This is a genomic window from Hydrotalea sp. AMD, from assembly GCF_004100315.1.
Classification (GTDB): Bacteria; Bacteroidota; Bacteroidia; order Chitinophagales; family Chitinophagaceae; genus Hydrotalea; species Hydrotalea flava.
In genome coordinates, this window is sequence record NZ_SCKY01000005.1 from 67,703 (window position 1) to 84,969 (window position 17,267).

Sequence of the window (17,267 nt, forward strand, 5' to 3'; positions counted from 1 at the left end):
GTTATCAATTAATTCTCTATTGTTCCACAATTATTAGTCCATTTAACTTTTTCCTGAATAGGTCTCCTTTTAGATGGAGCAAGCAGCGGTTTTGCCACATATCCTACATAAAAGAACCCCAGCAACTTATCTTTCTCATTTAAATGAAAGTGTGATTTAGCTTCTTCAAAATATGTAATTCCAGCCGTTGTCCAGTAAGAACCCAAGCCGTAAGCGGTAACGGTTAAAAACATATTCTGAACGGCACAGGCAACGGCTTCTATTTCTTCTATTTCAGGAAGCTTATTCGTTTCATTTTTTTTCATACCAATAGCGATAACGTGAGAGGACATCAATGGGTAATCAATTAATTTTTTATACCTGCTTTCATCAAAGCTATTGCCTGAATATTTCTTATAAATTTCTGCCTGCAATTTCCCAAAGTATTTCAATCCTTCGCCTGTAAAAACAGTAAACCTCCAGGGTTCGGTTTGTTTATGATTTGGAGCTCGGTTAGCATTCTCCAGTATTTGCCAGATAATCTCATCGGGTATCACTTTTCCTTTTTCATATTGATAAGGATAAATGCTGCGCCTATGCAGTATGATTTTATTTAATTCTTCAACATTATATTTTTCTTTCATTATATATTTCCGTAGATTTTTTTTTAAAACCCTTAATCATCGGGAGAAATATCAGCCATTATCATTAAGTCTCACAGATATTGAATTACTATGTGCAGGTAATTTCTCGGCCTCTGCCATTTCTTTTACAATTGGGCCTATATTTTTTAAGCCTTCAATTGTTAATTCTTGAAAGGTTACCTTCTTTATAAAACTATCTAATGATACTCCGCTATAAGCAATTGCTGATCCGTTTGTTGGCAATGTATGGTTTGTACCAGATGCATAATCGCCTACGGACACCGGTGTATGATGTCCTATAAATACTGATCCAGCGTTTTCAATATTTTGTGAAATATCCTTTGCATTTTGAGTAGCGATGATCAAATGTTCAGGTGCATATAGATTACTGAAAGCAATTCCCTCATTCAGGTCTTTAACCAAGATCAATCTAAAATTCTTAATTGAAGCTTGAAGTATTTCAAATCTTGAATTAGTCTCAATTTGTTTTTTCAAGTGAATTTGGACGTTATCGAGTAAATCTTGTGAAGTAGTTACTAATAGGCAATGACTATCCTTACCATGCTCTGCCTGAGCAAGTAGATCACTTGCAACATACACAGGGTTGGCAGTATGGTCTGCAAGTATTAAAACCTCAGAAGGGCCTGCAAACAGATCAATGGCTACTCCATCCTTATTTACTAATTGTTTTGCAACAGCTACATACTGGTTACCAGGACCAAAAATTTTAAAAACTTGTGGGACCGTTTCAGTACCGTATGCCATTGCTGCAATCGCTTGGGCACCACCTATTTTAAATATTCGATGAACACCTGAAAGCTCTGCTGCATAAATTATGGCAGGATGTATGGTTTGGTCTTTTTGCGGCGGTGTGCATATCACTATTTCAGAACATCCTGCTACCTTTGCAGGAACAGCCAACATTAAAACTGTTGAAAACAGAGGAGCTGTGCCGCCAGGAACATAAAGCCCTACCTTTTGAATAGGTAACGACTTTCTCCAGCAATGAACTCCAGGCATTGTTTCTACTTCGAGAATAGGATCTCGTTGTGCTTCATGAAATTTTTCAATATTCTCTTTCGCTTGCTTTATTGCTGATTTCAAATCATCACTTAACTGTTGCGAGCATTGAAGTTTTTCGTCTGGTGTCACTTCCAGCGTATTCAGTAATACACCGTCATGTTCATGGGTATATTTATGAATAGCTAAGTCCTTTTCTTGTTTTACTGCATTTAATATAGGCTGAACTATCTGCTCAACTTCAGTATTATTCTTACCTGGTCTCAATATGAGCCGCTTTATTTCATCAGGTGTTATATTACGATATACTTGCATGAGCTGTTTAATAAATTTGAATGTTTTCTTTGAAAACATTTTATTATGTGTTTCCCATTATGGAGTTTAGTAGCATTATAATTATCTCAATAATCTCAATCCGCTTAATATTACCAACACCGTACTTCCTTCATGTCCAACTACTCCTTCAGGCAGATTAACCACTCCACCAATAAAATTCAAGGTTACCAGTGTAAGCACCACGGCTATTGCAAAAACTATATTTTGTTTCACAACCCTGTTGGTGCGCTTTCCTAATGAAATAGCAAACGGAATATTTTCTATATTGTCTGCCATTAAAATAATATCTGCGGTTTCCATCGCCACATCCGTGCCTCCGCTACCCATTGCTATGCCAACCGAAGCGGTTGCTAAAGCCGGTGCATCGTTAACGCCATCACCAACCATTGCTACCTTGCCATATTTACTTTCGAGTTTTTTAACCGCTTCTACCTTTTGTTCTGGTAAAAGTTCGGCATATACTTCGTCAATTCCGGCTTGTTTTCCAACGGCCTTACCTGTGGTTTCGCTGTCTCCCGTTAATAAAGCTACTTTTATGCCCATCGCTTTTAATTCATCCACTACTTTTTTTGCCTGTGGACGAATGGTATCCTGAATAGAAAGCAAGCCGATTAGTTGTTCGTCCGCTGCAACAAAAATTACAGTCTTTCCTTGCTCTTCCAGCTCATCAATCTTTTGTAAATGCTTTTTTTCGATGGTTAGATCTTTCAGCATCTCAAGTTTGCCTATTTTATACGCTACACCATTTAAAGATCCATGAACTCCCAAACCATGTATGGCTTGTAATTCCTTTGGCCTTTCTAAGGATATATTCTTTTCATTGGCTGCTTGTACAATGGCTTTGGCAATAGGGTGCTGTGATAGCGTTTCGATGGATGCTGCCACACGCAACAATTCCATATCCGTAATATTTTTTAAGGCAACAATATCAATTACCTTCGGTTTACCGCTGGTAAGCGTTCCGGTTTTATCAAAGGCAACCACTTTAACACCGCTCACATTCTCAAGGTGAACTCCTCCTTTGAATAAAACCCCTTTTCTTGCTGCATTGGAGATAGCTGATAAAAAAGCAGGCATAATAGAAGAGACCAGCGCACAGGGAGAAGCAACTACCAGAAAAATCATTGCCCGGTAAATCGTTTCACTCCAGGTCCAGTTAATTAAAAATGGTGGCAGGGTCATCAGTAATATCGCAACTGCCACTACAATCTTTGCATAAACACCTTCAAACCGTTCTACAAAAAGCTGTGTTGGTGGTTTTTCATTCTGTGCCTCCTGAACAAGGTGAATAATCTTCGCCAGCATGGTTTCTTCAGCCGGCTTGGATACTTCAATTTGCAATGCTCCCTGTCCATTAATCGTTCCTGAAAAAACTTCATCGCCTTCCTTTTTGTCTACAGGTATAGCTTCACCTGTGATAGAAGCCTGATTGACAGCTGAAAACCCGTCCACAATAACTCCATCAGCGGCAATCCGGTCGCCTGGGCGAACTATTATAATATCTCCCTTTTTAAGATCTTCTACTTTTACCTTTTTTTCGACACCGTTCTGAAACAATACGGCCACCTCAGGTCGTAATTTCATAATAGATTGGATAGCCTTATTTGTTCTTTCCATTGTGTAGCCTTCTAAGGCACCGCTTAATGAGAAAATGAAAATCAGAATAGCGCCATCCATCCAATAGCCAATCGCAGCTGCACCAATCGCAGCTACAACCATTAATAAATCTACGTCCAGGTCTTTTTCTTTAAAAAGAGTTTCTAATCCTTCTATCGCTTTTTGATAACCCCCAATTACATATGCGAAAATGTATAGCGTAATTTCTAAGACGCTCATTTCATTCTTTCCCGCCCACCAGGCAAGGCCAATAAACAAGAGGCATAAACCGGTAACGATAGCCGCCCCGTGTCGCTCCCAAGCACCGAAAGACAATCCTTTGTTTGGTTTTGATAATATCATTGCTTGATCCATAATTCCTTATTTGGGTAGAATAAACTTCTTAATAACACTTCCTAAATCCTTCTCCGAGAACCACAGGTCATTCGGATGCAGGTGTAAAACAGGTGCATTAGTACACCTGTCACTACAGTCCATTTTTTCAATATCAATTCGGTCTTTAAGCCGGTATTTTTTAATATAGTTTTCTAAAAGTTTACCTTTTTTCTTTCTACAATTCTGTCCAACGCACTGATAAATGATAATATCGCTTCCTGTTTCCTCTCGATTTTCCATATACATATATCTACAAAATTAACTAAGTCGGCAGAGGTAAAACAGGTAAAAAACCGACATTTTTCGGTAGCTTTGTATTATGAAATCAGTACAGCTTTTCAAGGACGTAGAAGTGACAATTAAAGAGGTTACTGCAAATAAATCTGGCCTTCACAAACATCATTTTTTTGAATTGATTTACGTTCTTGATGGCTCGGGCGTTCATAATATCAACAATAACCATTTCGATTTTTCAAAGGGCGACGTATTTTTGCTAACCCCGGAAGATGCCCATACTTTTCAGATTGTTACTCCAACCAAATTTTGTATTGTTGACTTTACAAAAAGTTTCTTCTCTAAAAGTGTCCACAGGGATGAGGAAAAAATGGATGTCAGTGAGTTTTTCAAGAGACTGGAATATGTATTTCATAACCATCACAATGTCAAAGGCAATATTATAGCAAACACCGACCGGAACCTGTTTAAGGTTTTGATTTTTCAGTTGATAAAAGAAAAAGAGAAGAACCGGATCTTCGGAGAGATCATTCTTCAAAATATCGTTTTTTTACTTCTTCACCTTATTGCCAGAAACATACAGGAGAGTATGACCACTTTTTCAAAAAAGCAAAATCCGAAGAGTAAAATCTATGAAATAACGGCATATATTCAGGAGCATATTTACGACAAGGAACTGATTAAGTTAGAAAATCTGGCTGCCTGGTTCAACAAATCTCCGGACTATTTGAACCGGTATTTTAAAAGCGAGACGGGTAATACTATTAAGGACTATATTACCCGTTATAAACTTAATCTGATCCAAACACGGTTAAAATTCAGTGATCTTACTATCTCGGAAATTGCTGATGAAATGAACTTTACGGATGAAAGCCATTTGAATAAAATGTTTAAAGGCGTATTTGGAAAAACAGCGAAGCAATTTAAAAATGAACAAATTACGGATGCTAAGACTACATAATTTTTTATCAATAGGACAAGTCCAACAAACAAAGTATATATGAAATTACAGATCGAAGGGTTAATGCATCATTTTCTTTCCTTTTCCTAACTGATCCAGAGCCGCTCTAAATCCTTTAGCAAGTTGCAAAGCAGGGCCTCTACCGAGGTAATGCAGGAAAATCATATGAGGCTTGTCTCCCAGCATATGGTTATGCACCGCTACCACTTCGATGTTATTAGTTCTTAGCACTTTGATTACCGAATTTACTTCATGTTCCAGCATCGCTATATCCCCCGCTACCATTGCGTTGTCCATCGATCCGGTAAAAGACGCCCAGGTATTGAGTCCAATCGAGGAGGTCATTTCCGCACCCATTGCTGTGATAGTTAGGTCATCCCTTCCAATCGTATACTTAATTGTTGGCCCATTGACAGCAGCTTCATATTTAACTATTCCATTCAGTTTCGGCATATCAAAAATATCTTTCCCTGTTTTAGTTGGCGGAGCGCCTACAGGAGGTTGGTTTGCCGGAGAAATTTTAGTTTCTGCAATAGCCTTTGCATATTTTTTTGCAAGTTCCTCGGGAGATCCCATTCCATGAATGTGCATATAAAATATTCTTGGCTCTTCGTAAAAGAAGTGGTTATGAATAGCGCTGACTTCTAAACCATTAGCATGAGCTGCGGATATAAGCGGGTTAACTTCTTCCTGGAGGAGCACACAATCACTCATTAATACCGCTGATTTTCCGTCAATAGTTTTTTTGATGGCAGCCCAGCCGCCAAAGCCAAATGAAATAGGGACAGCTTCTCCCTTAACAGTTACTTTCAGATCATTTCTCGGAAGAGGTGTTGTGTGAACAGCTTCCGCTTCTTTATACATCCCTTTTTTACCCATTGCCGCTTCGATTGCCTCAATTTCTGCCTGAGTTAAAGCGGGTGTTTTAGCACCCGCCAAAGTAAAGGCTGTGGCATTTTTTATATCTATCAGACTAGCGCCTAAAACAAGGGCACTGCCTTTTAGCCAGCTGCGGCGTGAAAAGTTTGAAAGAAATTTTTGGGTCTTCATAAGTTTATATTTAAAATGAATAATATTATTAAGAAAGTCCGGGTTTTGGATGCTCATGCTACCTGCATACATGATATCCTCACGCTAACAATAGCAACAACAAACCTAATAAGAGATTTTGGAGAAATTTAGGCTGGGCTTATGTAAGCACTATTTTTATTTGATGCCATCCATCTTTATAGGAATAGTCAATGGAGTACTGATATAGCTGACAAATCTGCTTTACTAAAGCTAAGCCTAATCCTGTTGTTTTAGATTGATGAGAACCTTTTTTAAAACGTTCAAACAGCATCTGTGTGTCAACTTCGGGCGCAAATCCTGTATTCTTTATGATCAGTACTGATGGCCGTAATTCTATTTCTATTTTCCCATTCGTTTCATTATGGACGATTGCATTCTTTAAAATGTTTGTCAACAGAATTTCAATTAAAGATTTATTGGCCTGTATTACAACGTCTTCAGCAACATATAATGTTAATCCAGGAAATTTATCTTCGTAGTGCTCTTTTAGATTTGCTACTGTATCATTAACCATTTTTGTGAGATTTACTGTCTCAATAGCGGGGAACTGTTTATTTTCAATCTTCGCCAGCAATAATAATGTTCTGTTCATCTGGCTTAACCGATTATTTGCCTCTGTAATATCTGCTAAAATGAGAGCCTCTTGTTCTGTTAATGAGGGTTGATTAATCAGTAATTCCAGTTTAGACCGAATAATGGACAAAGGAGTTTGTATTTCATGGGAAGCATTCTCAACAAATTGTTTCTGATTGATGTAAGCTGTATGAATGTTGTATATAAGATTATTAAGTACTTTATTTAATTCATCAAATTCGGCTGTTGCGGTTTGAGTTGGTAATTGTAAAGATGAATTATTAGTTATGTCGTAATCTCTTATTTTATCCAGAGATTTGAAGAAAGGTTTCCATAATGAAGCGGAATTCTTGGTATTTAACCTAACAATGACCCCTAATAATAACAGTAAAATTATTGCTTCGATAATAAATACCTTAATGATGAAATGATGTATTTCTGTTGAGGAAACGTAAGTGGTTATGTAATAATCATGATTAGCCCACTTGGCCTTGCTTGTACTCATTTCGAAAGGCAGGAACTGATTGCTTTCCTTAAAATAAATAATAGTATCTTTTGGTCTGTTTAATTTGATTTGGGGATTTATATCAGTACTAATATCATACTCACCTTGTATATATCTTTCAAGATTTCCGGATTTATTCAGAAAGGCCTTCCAAATATTTTTTTGTTTGAGCATCAATTGTTTTTCCTGCATATGATGCGCCTGCATTTGCATCAGGAAATAAAATAGCAGGGAACAAATTAGAAGAACCAGCGGTAGCCAGGTCAATAATAAACGAGTATTTTTCTGTAATAGTGGTTTACTCATACCGTGAATTTATAACCCAACCCATAAACAGTTTCTATCACATCCTTACATCCATTTTCTTTTAACTTCCTTTTTAAATTTTTCATTTGGTAATAAACGAAATCAAAAGAGGGCATGCTTTCAGTTTCGTTACCGTATATATGCTCCGCAATAGCCTGTCTGCTTACTACTCGATTTTTGTTATTAATTAAATACGCTAGGAGGTTAAATTCATTTTTGGTCAACATAATCCTTTTTGATCGATAAAACACAGATCTGGAAAATAAATCAATACACAATCCTTCAATTTCAAGTATATCGTTCCCTTTAGCATACTTTCTTCGTAATAATGCCTTTACTCTTGCATTCAGTTCTGAAAGATGAAAAGGTTTTGTTAGATAATCATCAGCCCCCAGTTCAAGACCATTAATTCTGTCATCAACTGAATCTCTTGCGGAAATTATAATTACTCCGTCAGCTTGTTTATTTTCACGTAAGAATTGTAGAAGTTTAAGCCCATTCCCATCCGGCAGATTAATATCAAGAATAATGCAATCGTAACTAAAATCTTCAATTCTGTAAATAGCATCTTTGTAAGTAGCTACTCCCTCGCAATAGAACTCTTCCTGCTTAAAATATTCTTGAATGCTACTCAGCAGGCTTAATTCATCTTCTATCACTAAAATTTTCATATTACCGAAATTGGTACTAAGTTAAGCTTTAAAATTGGAGATATTTTGGATGCCTATCTATCTCTATCTGAGTAAATAGAGCTGCATAATATAAATATTCAAGTTGTAAATAGTTTATTAGCCCTACTGCATCAATTTAATTATAATTCCAGCTACGGCGGCTATAGCAATGATTGCCGGTTCTTGTACTTTCTTTATATATATAAGCGTTAGCACGCTCAATATAGCAATTAATGCCGTCGGAATATCAACAATAGAACGTATTCCAATAACTATTACTGCTCCAACCAGGGCTCCGATCACTGAAGCAGTGATACCATCAACGAAGGCTTTTATGCTGGTGTTTACAACTGCTCCGATATCGCGTAAGAATGTCCAGCGCCCGAAGGAAACTGGAAGATGCCTCGGGCATTTCATCAAGCTAAAGTCATAACCGCCGGCACCTCGAAGTTTTTTTCAGAAACATTTGCCGGTCAAAAATAGTTATCGTAATATTGCGATAACTATAACAAAGACGATGGGTGCAACGAAAACAACATTATTTACCAAAGCGCAGAACGATATGGCAGTGATGGCTAAAGCCATTGCGCATCCGGCCCGTATTGCAATCCTGCAATATCTGGTAAAGAAGAATGCTTGTGTATGTGGTGACCTGGTAGAAGAACTGGGGCTAGCCCAGGCTACGACTTCACAGCATTTAAAGGAATTGAAGAATGCCGGGATCATACAGGGCAATATTGAAGGTGCAAGCGTTTGTTACTGCATTGATCCTAAAGTCTGGAACCAGTACCATTCCCTGTTCAGCAGCTTCTTCAAAGAAGTTGACTTGAGCGGTGGCTGCTGCTAAATATTTTTTTGTTTAAAATAATCGCAATATTGCAATAGTACGATAAAAATCAAATGTTATGAAAACTGATGAACAACTCAAAGAACTGGTAAAGCAGAAATACGGTGAGATCGCTTTACAAGACAAAGAAACCAATGCAGCCTCTTGCTGTGGCTCTGGCGGCTGCTCCACCGATGTATATAACATCATGAACGAAGATTACACCAAGCTGGAGGGATATAACGCAGATGCCGACCTGGGTTTAGGTTGCGGACTGCCAACTCAATTCGCCAAGATCAAGAAAGGTGATGTGGTAATTGACCTGGGCAGTGGCGCTGGTAACGATGCTTTTATTGCACGTACAGAGGCAGGTGAAACCGGTAAGGTGATTGGTATCGACTTCACACCGGCTATGATCGACAAAGCAAGGATAAACGCTGAAAAGCTGTCTTTCCACAATGTAGAATTCCGTCAGGGGGATATTGAGAATATGCCGGTTACCGCTAATGTAGCTGACGTGATCGTGAGCAATTGCGTCCTCAACCTGGTGCCGAATAAGGCAGGTGTATTTAAAGACATCTACCGTGTGTTAAAGCCAGGTGGACACTTTAGCATTTCAGATGTGGTACTGGCAGGTGACCTGCCGGAAAACCTGAAATCAGCAGCAGAAATGTACGCGGGCTGTGTATCTGGTGCAATACAAAAAGATGAATACCTGAAGCTGATTGATACCACGGGCTTTAAGAACGTAGTACTGCAAAAAGAAAAGGCCATTACCATTCCGGATGATATCCTGAAAGATTACCTGAATGAAGCGGAAATAGCAGCTTTCAAAGCCAGTGGAACGGGCGTCTACAGCATCACCGTTTACGCGGAAAAACCATTGGAAACAGCCGAAGCCTGCTGTGCTCCGGGATGTTGCAATTAATCTTTAATCTGATAAACTATTATGACAGCAAACAATTGTGCTCCTGCACATGAGCGGAAGAAGCTCAGCTTCCTTGACCGTTACTTAACCCTTTGGATATTCCTTGCTATGGCCATTGGCGTTGGCATCGGCTATTTCCTGCCATCATCTTCAGGTTTTATCAATTCCTTTTCCAGCGGAACAACCAATGTTCCTCTGGCAATTGGCCTGATTCTGATGATGTACCCGCCCCTGGCAAAAGTGAAGTATGAAAAAATGGGCGAGGTATTCAAGAACACGAAGGTTCTGGGAACATCCCTTTTCCTGAACTGGGTCATCGGCCCGATTTTAATGTTTGTTCTTGCTATTACTTTTTTGCATGGTTATCCAGAATACATGATCGGGCTGATCCTGATCGGACTTGCCCGCTGTATTGCAATGGTAGTGGTTTGGAATGAACTGGCCGAAGGCAACCGGGAGTATGCTGCCGGGCTTATTGCCCTCAACAGTATCTTCCAAGTGTTGCTTTACAGTGTGTATGCCTACCTGTTCATTACGGTGCTACCACCACTTTTTGGGATCAAAGGGCTGGAGGTTAATATTACCATTGCGGAGATTGCTAAAAGTGTAGGTATCTACTTAGGGATTCCATTTGCAGCGGGTGTGGTCAGCCGTTACGTGCTGATCAGAGCCAAAGGTGAAGAATGGTTCCAGAAAAAGTTTATTCCCGTTATCTCTCCGATAACCTTGATAGCCCTGCTGTTTACCATTGTAGTGATGTTTAGCCTGAAAGGTGAATTGATCGTACAGATCCCAATGGACGTAGTTCGGATTGCAATTCCGCTGGTGATCTATTTTGCCATTATGTTCCTGGTCAGCTTTTTTGCAGGTAAGAAAATGGGCGCAGATTATTCGCAAAGCGCCTCCATAGCTTTCACTGCCGCCGGAAACAACTTTGAACTGGCTATCGCTGTAGCAATTGGTGTGTTCGGCATCAACTCAGGACAGGCATTTGTAGGCGTCATCGGCCCACTGGTTGAAGTACCCGCATTAATTGCACTGGTAAATTTGGCCTTCTGGCTCCGTAATAAATACTATCCTGTACCACAAACTCAAATATAAGATGAAAATCGCCCTTTTTTCCGATATCCACGCCAACCTTCCGGCGCTGGAAGCCTTTTTTAAAGACGTGGAAACACGCAACACAGATGCCATCTACTGCCTTGGCGATCTGGTCGGCTATAACATTTGGCCCAATGAAGTCATTGATGAAATCCGCAAGCGCGGAATACCAACCATTGCAGGAAATTACGATTGGGGCATTGGTAGAAGCAGTGATGATTGCGGATGTGCTTACAAGACGGACGAAGAAAAAGCGATGGGCAAGGTTTCCATAGCCTATACCAATGAGGTTGTTAAGGACGAGCAGCGTGCTTACCTGAGAACATTGCCAGCACATATCCGTCTGGAATATCAGTTAAACCATGACAAACGGAATATTCTGTTTGTGCATGGAAGCCCTCGCAAAGTAAATGAATACTTGTTTGAAGACCGGGATGAGAAAAGTATTATCAGGATCATGGAACAGGCCGATGCTGATATCATGTGCTTTGGACATACCCATCAGCCTTATCACCGAATTTTGAACTCCGGAACAGAGGGCAATGATCATTTCAGGCATGCGATCAACATCGGCTCTGTGGGTAAGCCAAAGGATAAGGACCCCAGGGGTGGTTATGTGATCCTTACCATAAACCCGGACAACACGGTCATTGTGAAAGACAGCATCAGTGTAGAATTTATCCGCTTTGAGTATGATGTCGAGAAAGCGGCCAAAGCTGTTGAAGACAGTCCCCTTCCTAATGAATATGCTGATATGTTACGAAACGGATAACCTATGAAAATTGCTTTATTCTCTGATATACATGCAAATCTTCCGGCCTTTGAAGAAATGCTGACAGATCTCGATAGCCGCCCCATCGATGCTGTTTATTGCTTAGGTGATCTTGTAGGCTATAATGTCTGGCCGAACGAAATTATCGCCGAGATGCAACGCCGCAAGGTTCCCTGTATTGCCGGAAACCACGATGTAAAGGTAAATGGTTTGGTTACTACAGATGCCAGCCTGAAAGAACCCGGTAAGAAACACGCCTACCACATCATTGAAGGACCAGGCCGCAAGTATCTTTCAACGCTACCTGCATATATACGTCTGGAATATTCGTTAGATGGGAAACCATTGAATATTGTACTTGCGCACGGGAGTACCCGGAGCATTGATGAATATGTACTTATTGATACTGATGAAGACTATGTGTTGGAGCTAATGCAGGAGACAAACGCAGATGTACTTTGCGTGGGTCATTCCCATAAACCTTACCATAGAGTGATCGTTGATGAAAAAGGTAACAAAAAGCACGTCGTCAATACAGGTTCGGTTGGAAAGCCGAAGGATGGCAATTCTAAAGGATGTTATGTTTTACTAACGATTGAGCCTAATGGCAACAGTGATCCTTTGTCTGTTGAGTTCATTCGCTTAGACTATGACATAGAAAAGGCAGCGAAAGCTATTGAAGATAGTCCTTTGCCTAATGAATTTGCTGAGATGTTACGACAAGCAAAATAAACGACTGAACTGGTTATAACTCCAGTTCAGTCTTTATAAAATCTTTTGCCCCTTTTTGGCCGGTGATCGTCAGCCAGGCGGTTGATGCGTCACCTGCGATCTTCAGCTCAAAGTCAAAAAAATCGCAGCATAAGCGTTCTGTTTTTACAAAGTCTGCCAGTTCATTTACTACACTGTCTGTGCCTTTGAATTTATAGGAATAGCCATTTGTAAGCTCCTTTTTTTCGATCACCTGCTTTTTAAGGCTTGCAATCACGGTTGCTTTCCGCTGCTGCATTTCAGGGCTGGTCAGTTTGCAGCTAAGGGTTTTCCCGGTTGTTTCTCCGCAGTTGTCGGTACATTGATCTGTGCAGATGGCTGCTGCCGTTTTCTTTTTCATAACCGTATCTTTTGTTTGCTTACTCTGGCAGCATCCGGCGAGCGAATGGGTCAGTAACGGAATAATGAGGATGTATTTCATATTATTGTTGGATTGAACGTGGTGCGTAAAAAATAATGCAGACGCCGACCAGCGCGATTAGCGCCCCGATAATATCGTAACGATCAGGCTTGAAGCCGTCAACCTTCCAGGCCCACAACAGGGAGAGTGCAATGAAGATCCCGCCATATGTAGCGTAAACACGGCCAAAGCTATTGGTTTGCCATGTGGCAACTACCCCGTAGAACACAAGGATCACTGCGCCGAGGATGCCGTACCAGAATGGTTTATCTTCTTTCAGCCACAGCCACACCAGGTAGCCGCCGCCTATTTCACAAATTCCCGCAAGCAAGAAGGTCAGTATTGATTTTACGATTGTCATATCATGTAAATAAGTATATTTTAGCAAATATAAACCGTGGAGTATAGTCCACTGTCAAGAAAAAACTTAATATTTTTATGTTAATAGGAGAATTGTCAGCAAAAACAGGTCTTTCCAGGGACGCCATCCGCTTTTACGAGAAGCAGGGATTGATTGCTGTAAGGAGAAAACAGCGCCGGGATAACAACTATAAAGAGTATTCTGATGATGTGCTGGAGAGGTTGCAAACCATAAAGCGGTTAAAGAATTTTGGCTTTACCCTGAATGAATCCGCAGAAGTATTAGATATGATAGAAGTGAAGGAAGCCACCTGCAACAACGTCAGCGAAATGATTGATAAAAAGGTGCAGCTATTGGATGCCAAGATTATGGATATGCTTGCTTTGCGCAATCAACTGATCAATGGCGTAAAAAAATGTGTGGATTGCTGTAATCCTGCAAACCCGGAAGAAAACTGCCCGATACTGGTTTCCGATAACTTTCTGAAAGGGTAAGCTAATATTCCTGGTAAAACGTGATCAGGTTACCATACAGGTCCAAGGTTGCAAAATCCCTGTGGCCCAAATGCTGTTGCTCCACAACCGAATGTTCACCATGCAGGACACTTTGGGATTTGTATTCCTGGTAGAGTTCATCAATCCCTTCCACTTTGACCCGGCAGCTTGCTGTTCCGGCAAGGAAGGTCTCAGCACCGCTCCATATTGGTCTCAGGAAAAGAAATAGACTTCTGAATTTCCAGCCCCTGTCACAAGCCTGCCAAAGATGTATTTCCACTTCATCCCTAACCAGAATGGCAAAAGAAGGCTCCTGGTGACGTGCATGGAATCTCTTTTGGTAGAACGCGATTGCTTTCGAATTTCCACAACCGGTAATGCCGGAATACTGCTTTTGAAGTTGACCATTTCTTGTTTTTTAAAGTGCTTAGGTTTTGGAACAACAGGATTTACCCTGCTGGATGGGTGGGCATGGCACTGTTCCGTAACTGCAATACACGCAGCAGTCTCCTGGAAGTGGCTTTAACCGCTCGTGGCAGCTTTCACATTCATAAAAATACTGACAGGCATCAGTAGGCATAGTTTCTTCTTTCTGGTGTTTACAGAGCGGACAGGTAATTACTGATTGAAGTATCATATTAGTTGACATCATTTTTAATGTTAGTTACAGTATAGCCAGTCTCTTTTTCTACGGCCGCAGCCAGTTGCTGGAGCGATACCTGGCTGCTGTCGAATTTGACCAGTGATTCCCCTTTAGCATAAGAGGTACTTACCTGCTGCACACCTTTTTGCTGCTGCAAGGCATGGTTTACATGCCCCTCACAGGCTTCGCAGCTCATGCCTTTGATCCGGATCACTGTCTGGCTGAAATGCCCGGTCGTAGCCGCAGGTTGAGCAGGGTTCTTTGGATAAAAATAATCTGCGTAGTAAGGAAAGGCAGATAATCCGACAGAAAGAAATGCAATTATCCATAAAAATTGTTTTGACTGCATTCCTGTTTTCTTATCCGCACAGCCGCATTCATCTTTTCTTGCAGGTCGGTAGGCCCGGTAAAATGCAATTCCCAAAACTACTACTGTAAGGGTAAGTAAATAGGGCCGCAAAGGTGCTATCCAGCTAAACATGGATACCGCACTGCCCGCTGCACCGAACAGGGCAAGTATCGGCACAATGCAGCACAACGATGAGGCCAGGGCCAGCAGTAATCCTGATCCCAATAACTTCCTGATTTGTTTAGTGCTGCTCATTAGGTTTGCGGGATTAGGTTTTCCTGGTTAATGATGCTGAAAAAAGGTGTTAGCAGGCTCAGGCTGTCTGATTTTAAGAAATAAAAGATTGTTTGTCCTTCCTTTCTAAATTCTATAAGGTGCCCATCTTTCATCTTTCTTAAATGTTGGGAGATAGCCGGGACCGTCATGCCCAGTATATCGCTTAGGTCACAGGGACACAATTCCTTTTCCCGGTCCAGTAGGTAAAGGATCTTTAACCTTACTTCATTTCCAGCTAATGAAAGCAGCGCCGACAATTGAAGAAATGAATCTTTACCACCGTATATTATACTTCTGCAATCCTGTATTTGCATTTGATTCGCTTTCTCCCGGATGCAGCTATTCAAATTTTCCATACCATTCGTTTCAAGCAAAAATATAGCATTTTAACTATTTAAGCAAATGCTTAAATATAAAAAATTGGGCGCCTCCTTGGGATCGAGCTATGTACTGCAATCTTTTCTTTAATAAAAAGGATTTACGCTGCTATCCCCGGCGCGAGAGACAACTGCTTTCATAAAATTTTTATTGAAAAAAATTTGTAATCGGACGGTATAACTGACCCTGTTTTACAGCTTCATGAAATACTGAGAGTTTTAATCACCTCTCAAATCCGACATCAAAAGTGTCGGATTTTTTTGTCAAATTTTTCTTGCTTTTTAAGACAGTACCTGTTCGCTATATCTCCCTTTTGGGGAGGATGCCGCTGCAATCCCATGCAGTTCGGCGAAATATTTCTTTCAAAAAATTTGGAAACGAACGGTATAATTGATTTCATTTATAAATTTATTTTGATCGTAGGGTCATTTAGTGTTCTGGCTTTATTTCCAAATGATGATAGAATTATATAGCACTTCTCTTTTTATATTTAAAATATTCTATCAGTTGAATAATTAAAACGGGTAGTATGAGCACTGCTAATAATGCAGTGTATGGAATTTCTCTCTTTTCAATAACTTGGTAAGCTATGGCGTGAATGATTACCAATAAGTAAAACACATAATTCCATCTTTGCCAATACTTCCAACGGGGCGCTTTGAACTTTCGCAGCGTCAAATCATTTGATAGCGCCAATAACATAACCAAAATTATTGCTCCGATTAAACCCGTATAATTGGCAAAGCCAAACAGATCCGAACGAAGTATTAATTCCTTAGCAATCTTATCTTCTTTGAAAAAATACAACAACATGTTTCCCATGTGCACTTGCCAGCCAATTGCAACATGAGCCAGGCCAATAATTCCGCCCCATATACCGATATCCCTGCGTAAATCTGTAGAAACAGGGTTGCGCCGCCTAAGCAGCAAGTTTACCGGACCGGTAACTAATGTTAATCCTAAAAGTAAAAGAGATACATAAGCAGTACTCATACTCCATTTGAATTTGGCATTGGAGATTCCAGCGTAAAATAAATGATGAAAAGTGAAACACTGCTCGTCAAACCTAAAATGATATGTTGCGCTAATCTCCGCTTAAAACGTGACATTGGTTTTGATTTCATTCTATCTGAAATTACTAATTCTCGTATGGGGTATCATGTTACTCGGCAATCCATTATTATTTTTGGAATTCTTTCAATTTGGCTTTCATGATTTTTATTTCTTCCCGCTGACTTGTTATAATTTCTTCCTGTAATTTTTTTATTTCCGGATCTTGTGACTTCGATTGTTCGCTCATCAGGATGGCTGCTGCATGGTGCGGGATCATTCCTTTCAAAAATTGTTTATCAGAAACCGCTGTCTGAAACTGGATCAGTAAAAAAAATGCTATTAATGCTACAGAACTTAAAGAAATAAGAACCGCATTCAGTCTTTTGTTCATATACATTTTACCCATTAAAACCAGTTCAATAATTATCATAGGCATGGTCATCAAAGAGGCCATGTAAAACTGGTTAATATTCGGATACACATTTTCCAGGCGATTTACCATGGCATACATGAGAATATACATTGAAATAAAAGACAGCACCAGCATGATCAATAACTTTCTGTATGGATGGCTACCATGTCCCATTGTTCCGTTTATGTTTTTGTGATTTTCGTTTTTCATG

At 40.0% G+C, this 17,267-nt stretch carries 22 protein-coding genes and 1 pseudogene; 7 read left to right on the forward strand and 16 right to left on the reverse strand.

Translation table 11 applies throughout. The features are described 5' to 3' along the window. Positions 1-8: 8 nt before the first annotated feature. From EO766_RS04370 to EO766_RS04385, 4 genes are read right to left on the reverse strand one after another with little or no spacing between them, the layout of a single operon-like run. Complete coding sequence (locus tag EO766_RS04370) at positions 9-623, reverse strand: nitroreductase family protein (protein WP_287100729.1); 615 nt, start codon at positions 621-623, stop codon at positions 9-11. Positions 624-674: 51 nt separating this feature from the next. After that, a complete protein-coding gene (hisD, locus tag EO766_RS04375; protein ID WP_287100730.1) occupies positions 675-1,997 on the reverse strand; it encodes a histidinol dehydrogenase in 1,323 nt (440 codons plus the stop codon). Between the two features lie 42 nt (positions 1,998-2,039). Then, on the reverse strand, positions 2,040-3,950 hold the full coding sequence (locus EO766_RS04380) for a heavy metal translocating P-type ATPase (RefSeq protein ID WP_287100731.1): 1,911 nt from the start codon (positions 3,948-3,950) through the stop codon (positions 2,040-2,042). 6 nt (positions 3,951-3,956) lie between these two features. After that, entirely contained in the window at positions 3,957-4,211 is a 255-nt protein-coding gene (locus EO766_RS04385) for a (2Fe-2S) ferredoxin domain-containing protein (RefSeq protein WP_287100732.1), read from the reverse strand. A gap of 79 nt (positions 4,212-4,290) precedes the next feature. On the opposite strand from EO766_RS04385, the gene EO766_RS04390 reads away from it, so the two are divergent. Further along, the gene (locus tag EO766_RS04390; protein ID WP_287100733.1) at positions 4,291-5,166 is read left to right on the forward strand and encodes an AraC family transcriptional regulator; all 876 of its coding nucleotides are present in this window, start codon (positions 4,291-4,293) and stop codon (positions 5,164-5,166) included. A 60-nt stretch (positions 5,167-5,226) separates the two neighbouring features. Here the strand turns inward: EO766_RS04390 and EO766_RS04395 are convergent, their stop codons facing one another. The 4 genes from EO766_RS04395 to EO766_RS18545 all read right to left on the reverse strand — a co-directional run bounded on the left by EO766_RS04395 (position 5,227) and on the right by EO766_RS18545 (position 8,709). Next, positions 5,227-6,216, reverse strand: coding sequence for a DUF1259 domain-containing protein (locus tag EO766_RS04395; protein ID WP_287100734.1), 990 nt, complete (start codon positions 6,214-6,216; stop codon positions 5,227-5,229). Positions 6,217-6,355: 139 nt separating this feature from the next. Further along, positions 6,356-7,621, reverse strand: coding sequence for a sensor histidine kinase (locus tag EO766_RS04400; RefSeq protein WP_287100735.1), 1,266 nt, complete (start codon positions 7,619-7,621; stop codon positions 6,356-6,358). Then, entirely contained in the window at positions 7,618-8,292 is a 675-nt protein-coding gene (locus EO766_RS04405; RefSeq protein ID WP_287100736.1) for a response regulator transcription factor, read from the reverse strand. Before EO766_RS04405 ends, EO766_RS04400 begins: the two co-directional genes overlap by 4 nt. A 123-nt stretch (positions 8,293-8,415) precedes the next feature. Then, positions 8,416-8,709: a chromate transporter gene (locus EO766_RS18545; RefSeq protein ID WP_502697228.1), complete on the reverse strand. Its 294-nt coding sequence runs from the start codon at positions 8,707-8,709 to the stop codon at positions 8,416-8,418. 100 nt (positions 8,710-8,809) lie between these two features. Here EO766_RS18545 and EO766_RS04410 point away from each other — a divergent pair, with 100 nt between their 5' ends. From EO766_RS04410 to EO766_RS04430, 5 genes are read left to right on the forward strand one after another with little or no spacing between them, the layout of a single operon-like run. After that, on the forward strand, positions 8,810-9,139 hold the full coding sequence (locus EO766_RS04410; RefSeq protein WP_287100737.1) for an ArsR/SmtB family transcription factor: 330 nt from the start codon (positions 8,810-8,812) through the stop codon (positions 9,137-9,139). A 58-nt stretch (positions 9,140-9,197) separates the two neighbouring features. Then, a complete protein-coding gene (locus EO766_RS04415) occupies positions 9,198-10,046 on the forward strand; it encodes an arsenite methyltransferase (protein ID WP_287100738.1) in 849 nt (282 codons plus the stop codon). Positions 10,047-10,067: 21 nt separating this feature from the next. Next, a complete protein-coding gene (arsB, locus tag EO766_RS04420) occupies positions 10,068-11,147 on the forward strand; it encodes an ACR3 family arsenite efflux transporter (protein WP_287100739.1) in 1,080 nt (359 codons plus the stop codon). Between the two features lies 1 nt (position 11,148). Next, on the forward strand, positions 11,149-11,919 hold the full coding sequence (locus EO766_RS04425) for a metallophosphoesterase family protein (protein WP_287100740.1): 771 nt from the start codon (positions 11,149-11,151) through the stop codon (positions 11,917-11,919). A gap of 3 nt (positions 11,920-11,922) precedes the next feature. Next, positions 11,923-12,651: a metallophosphoesterase family protein gene (locus EO766_RS04430; protein WP_287100741.1), complete on the forward strand. Its 729-nt coding sequence runs from the start codon at positions 11,923-11,925 to the stop codon at positions 12,649-12,651. 13 nt (positions 12,652-12,664) lie between these two features. Here EO766_RS04430 and EO766_RS04435 read toward each other — a convergent pair whose 3' ends face one another. After that, positions 12,665-13,111 (reverse strand): hypothetical protein, encoded by a 447-nt coding sequence (locus tag EO766_RS04435; RefSeq protein WP_287100742.1) that lies wholly within the window; start codon positions 13,109-13,111, stop codon positions 12,665-12,667. A gap of 1 nt (position 13,112) precedes the next feature. Further along, positions 13,113-13,451, reverse strand: coding sequence for a YnfA family protein (locus tag EO766_RS04440; RefSeq protein ID WP_287100743.1), 339 nt, complete (start codon positions 13,449-13,451; stop codon positions 13,113-13,115). Between the two features lie 77 nt (positions 13,452-13,528). Here EO766_RS04440 and EO766_RS04445 point away from each other — a divergent pair, with 77 nt between their 5' ends. Then, positions 13,529-13,945 (forward strand): MerR family transcriptional regulator, encoded by a 417-nt coding sequence (locus EO766_RS04445; protein ID WP_287100744.1) that lies wholly within the window; start codon positions 13,529-13,531, stop codon positions 13,943-13,945. A 1-nt stretch (position 13,946) separates the two neighbouring features. Here EO766_RS04445 and EO766_RS04450 read toward each other — a convergent pair. The 6 genes and pseudogenes from EO766_RS04450 to EO766_RS04475 all read right to left on the reverse strand — a co-directional run bounded on the left by EO766_RS04450 (position 13,947) and on the right by EO766_RS04475 (position 17,266). Further along, positions 13,947-14,353 (reverse strand): annotated as a pseudogene (locus EO766_RS04450) (VOC family protein). A gap of 19 nt (positions 14,354-14,372) precedes the next feature. Further along, on the reverse strand, positions 14,373-14,597 hold the full coding sequence (locus tag EO766_RS04455) for a GDCCVxC domain-containing (seleno)protein (protein WP_502697227.1): 225 nt from the start codon (positions 14,595-14,597) through the stop codon (positions 14,373-14,375). Continuing rightward, complete coding sequence (gene merTP, locus EO766_RS04460) at positions 14,584-15,192, reverse strand: mercuric transport protein MerTP (RefSeq protein WP_287100746.1); 609 nt, start codon at positions 15,190-15,192, stop codon at positions 14,584-14,586. Before merTP ends, EO766_RS04455 begins: the two co-directional genes overlap by 14 nt. After that, positions 15,192-15,587, reverse strand: coding sequence for an ArsR/SmtB family transcription factor (locus EO766_RS04465; protein ID WP_287100747.1), 396 nt, complete (start codon positions 15,585-15,587; stop codon positions 15,192-15,194). Before EO766_RS04465 ends, merTP begins: the two co-directional genes overlap by 1 nt. Positions 15,588-16,056: 469 nt before the next feature. Then, positions 16,057-16,584 (reverse strand): ferric reductase-like transmembrane domain-containing protein, encoded by a 528-nt coding sequence (locus tag EO766_RS04470; RefSeq protein WP_287100748.1) that lies wholly within the window; start codon positions 16,582-16,584, stop codon positions 16,057-16,059. A gap of 187 nt (positions 16,585-16,771) precedes the next feature. Beyond that, positions 16,772-17,266: a DUF305 domain-containing protein gene (locus EO766_RS04475; protein WP_287100749.1), complete on the reverse strand. Its 495-nt coding sequence runs from the start codon at positions 17,264-17,266 to the stop codon at positions 16,772-16,774. Between the last annotated feature and the right edge of the window lies 1 nt (position 17,267).

What these genes read in the sequence shown, in the direction of transcription:
- merTP (WP_287100746.1), bottom strand. Translation starts at nt 15,192, where the DNA reads ATGAGCAGCACTAAACAAATCAGGAAGTTATTGGGATCAGGATTACTG.
- EO766_RS04455 (WP_502697227.1), bottom strand. Translation starts at nt 14,597, where the DNA reads ATGATGTCAACTAATATGATACTTCAATCAGTAATTACCTGTCCGCTC.
- EO766_RS04385 (WP_287100732.1), bottom strand. Translation starts at nt 4,211, where the DNA reads ATGGAAAATCGAGAGGAAACAGGAAGCGATATTATCATTTATCAGTGC.
- EO766_RS04430 (WP_287100741.1), top strand. Translation starts at nt 11,923, where the DNA reads ATGAAAATTGCTTTATTCTCTGATATACATGCAAATCTTCCGGCCTTT.
- EO766_RS04415 (WP_287100738.1), top strand. Translation starts at nt 9,198, where the DNA reads ATGAAAACTGATGAACAACTCAAAGAACTGGTAAAGCAGAAATACGGT.
- hisD (WP_287100730.1), bottom strand. Translation starts at nt 1,997, where the DNA reads ATGTTTTCAAAGAAAACATTCAAATTTATTAAACAGCTCATGCAAGTA.
- EO766_RS04440 (WP_287100743.1), bottom strand. Translation starts at nt 13,451, where the DNA reads ATGACAATCGTAAAATCAATACTGACCTTCTTGCTTGCGGGAATTTGT.
- EO766_RS04370 (WP_287100729.1), bottom strand. Translation starts at nt 623, where the DNA reads ATGAAAGAAAAATATAATGTTGAAGAATTAAATAAAATCATACTGCAT.
- arsB (WP_287100739.1), top strand. Translation starts at nt 10,068, where the DNA reads ATGACAGCAAACAATTGTGCTCCTGCACATGAGCGGAAGAAGCTCAGC.
- EO766_RS04445 (WP_287100744.1), top strand. Translation starts at nt 13,529, where the DNA reads ATGTTAATAGGAGAATTGTCAGCAAAAACAGGTCTTTCCAGGGACGCC.
- EO766_RS04390 (WP_287100733.1), top strand. Translation starts at nt 4,291, where the DNA reads ATGAAATCAGTACAGCTTTTCAAGGACGTAGAAGTGACAATTAAAGAG.
- EO766_RS04395 (WP_287100734.1), bottom strand. Translation starts at nt 6,216, where the DNA reads ATGAAGACCCAAAAATTTCTTTCAAACTTTTCACGCCGCAGCTGGCTA.
- EO766_RS04470 (WP_287100748.1), bottom strand. Translation starts at nt 16,584, where the DNA reads ATGAGTACTGCTTATGTATCTCTTTTACTTTTAGGATTAACATTAGTT.
- EO766_RS04410 (WP_287100737.1), top strand. Translation starts at nt 8,810, where the DNA reads ATGGGTGCAACGAAAACAACATTATTTACCAAAGCGCAGAACGATATG.
- EO766_RS04425 (WP_287100740.1), top strand. Translation starts at nt 11,149, where the DNA reads ATGAAAATCGCCCTTTTTTCCGATATCCACGCCAACCTTCCGGCGCTG.
- EO766_RS04380 (WP_287100731.1), bottom strand. Translation starts at nt 3,950, where the DNA reads ATGGATCAAGCAATGATATTATCAAAACCAAACAAAGGATTGTCTTTC.
- EO766_RS04475 (WP_287100749.1), bottom strand. Translation starts at nt 17,266, where the DNA reads ATGAAAAACGAAAATCACAAAAACATAAACGGAACAATGGGACATGGT.
- EO766_RS18545 (WP_502697228.1), bottom strand. Translation starts at nt 8,709, where the DNA reads ATGAAATGCCCGAGGCATCTTCCAGTTTCCTTCGGGCGCTGGACATTC.
- EO766_RS04400 (WP_287100735.1), bottom strand. Translation starts at nt 7,621, where the DNA reads ATGAGTAAACCACTATTACAGAAAAATACTCGTTTATTATTGACCTGG.
- EO766_RS04405 (WP_287100736.1), bottom strand. Translation starts at nt 8,292, where the DNA reads ATGAAAATTTTAGTGATAGAAGATGAATTAAGCCTGCTGAGTAGCATT.
- EO766_RS04435 (WP_287100742.1), bottom strand. Translation starts at nt 13,111, where the DNA reads ATGAAATACATCCTCATTATTCCGTTACTGACCCATTCGCTCGCCGGA.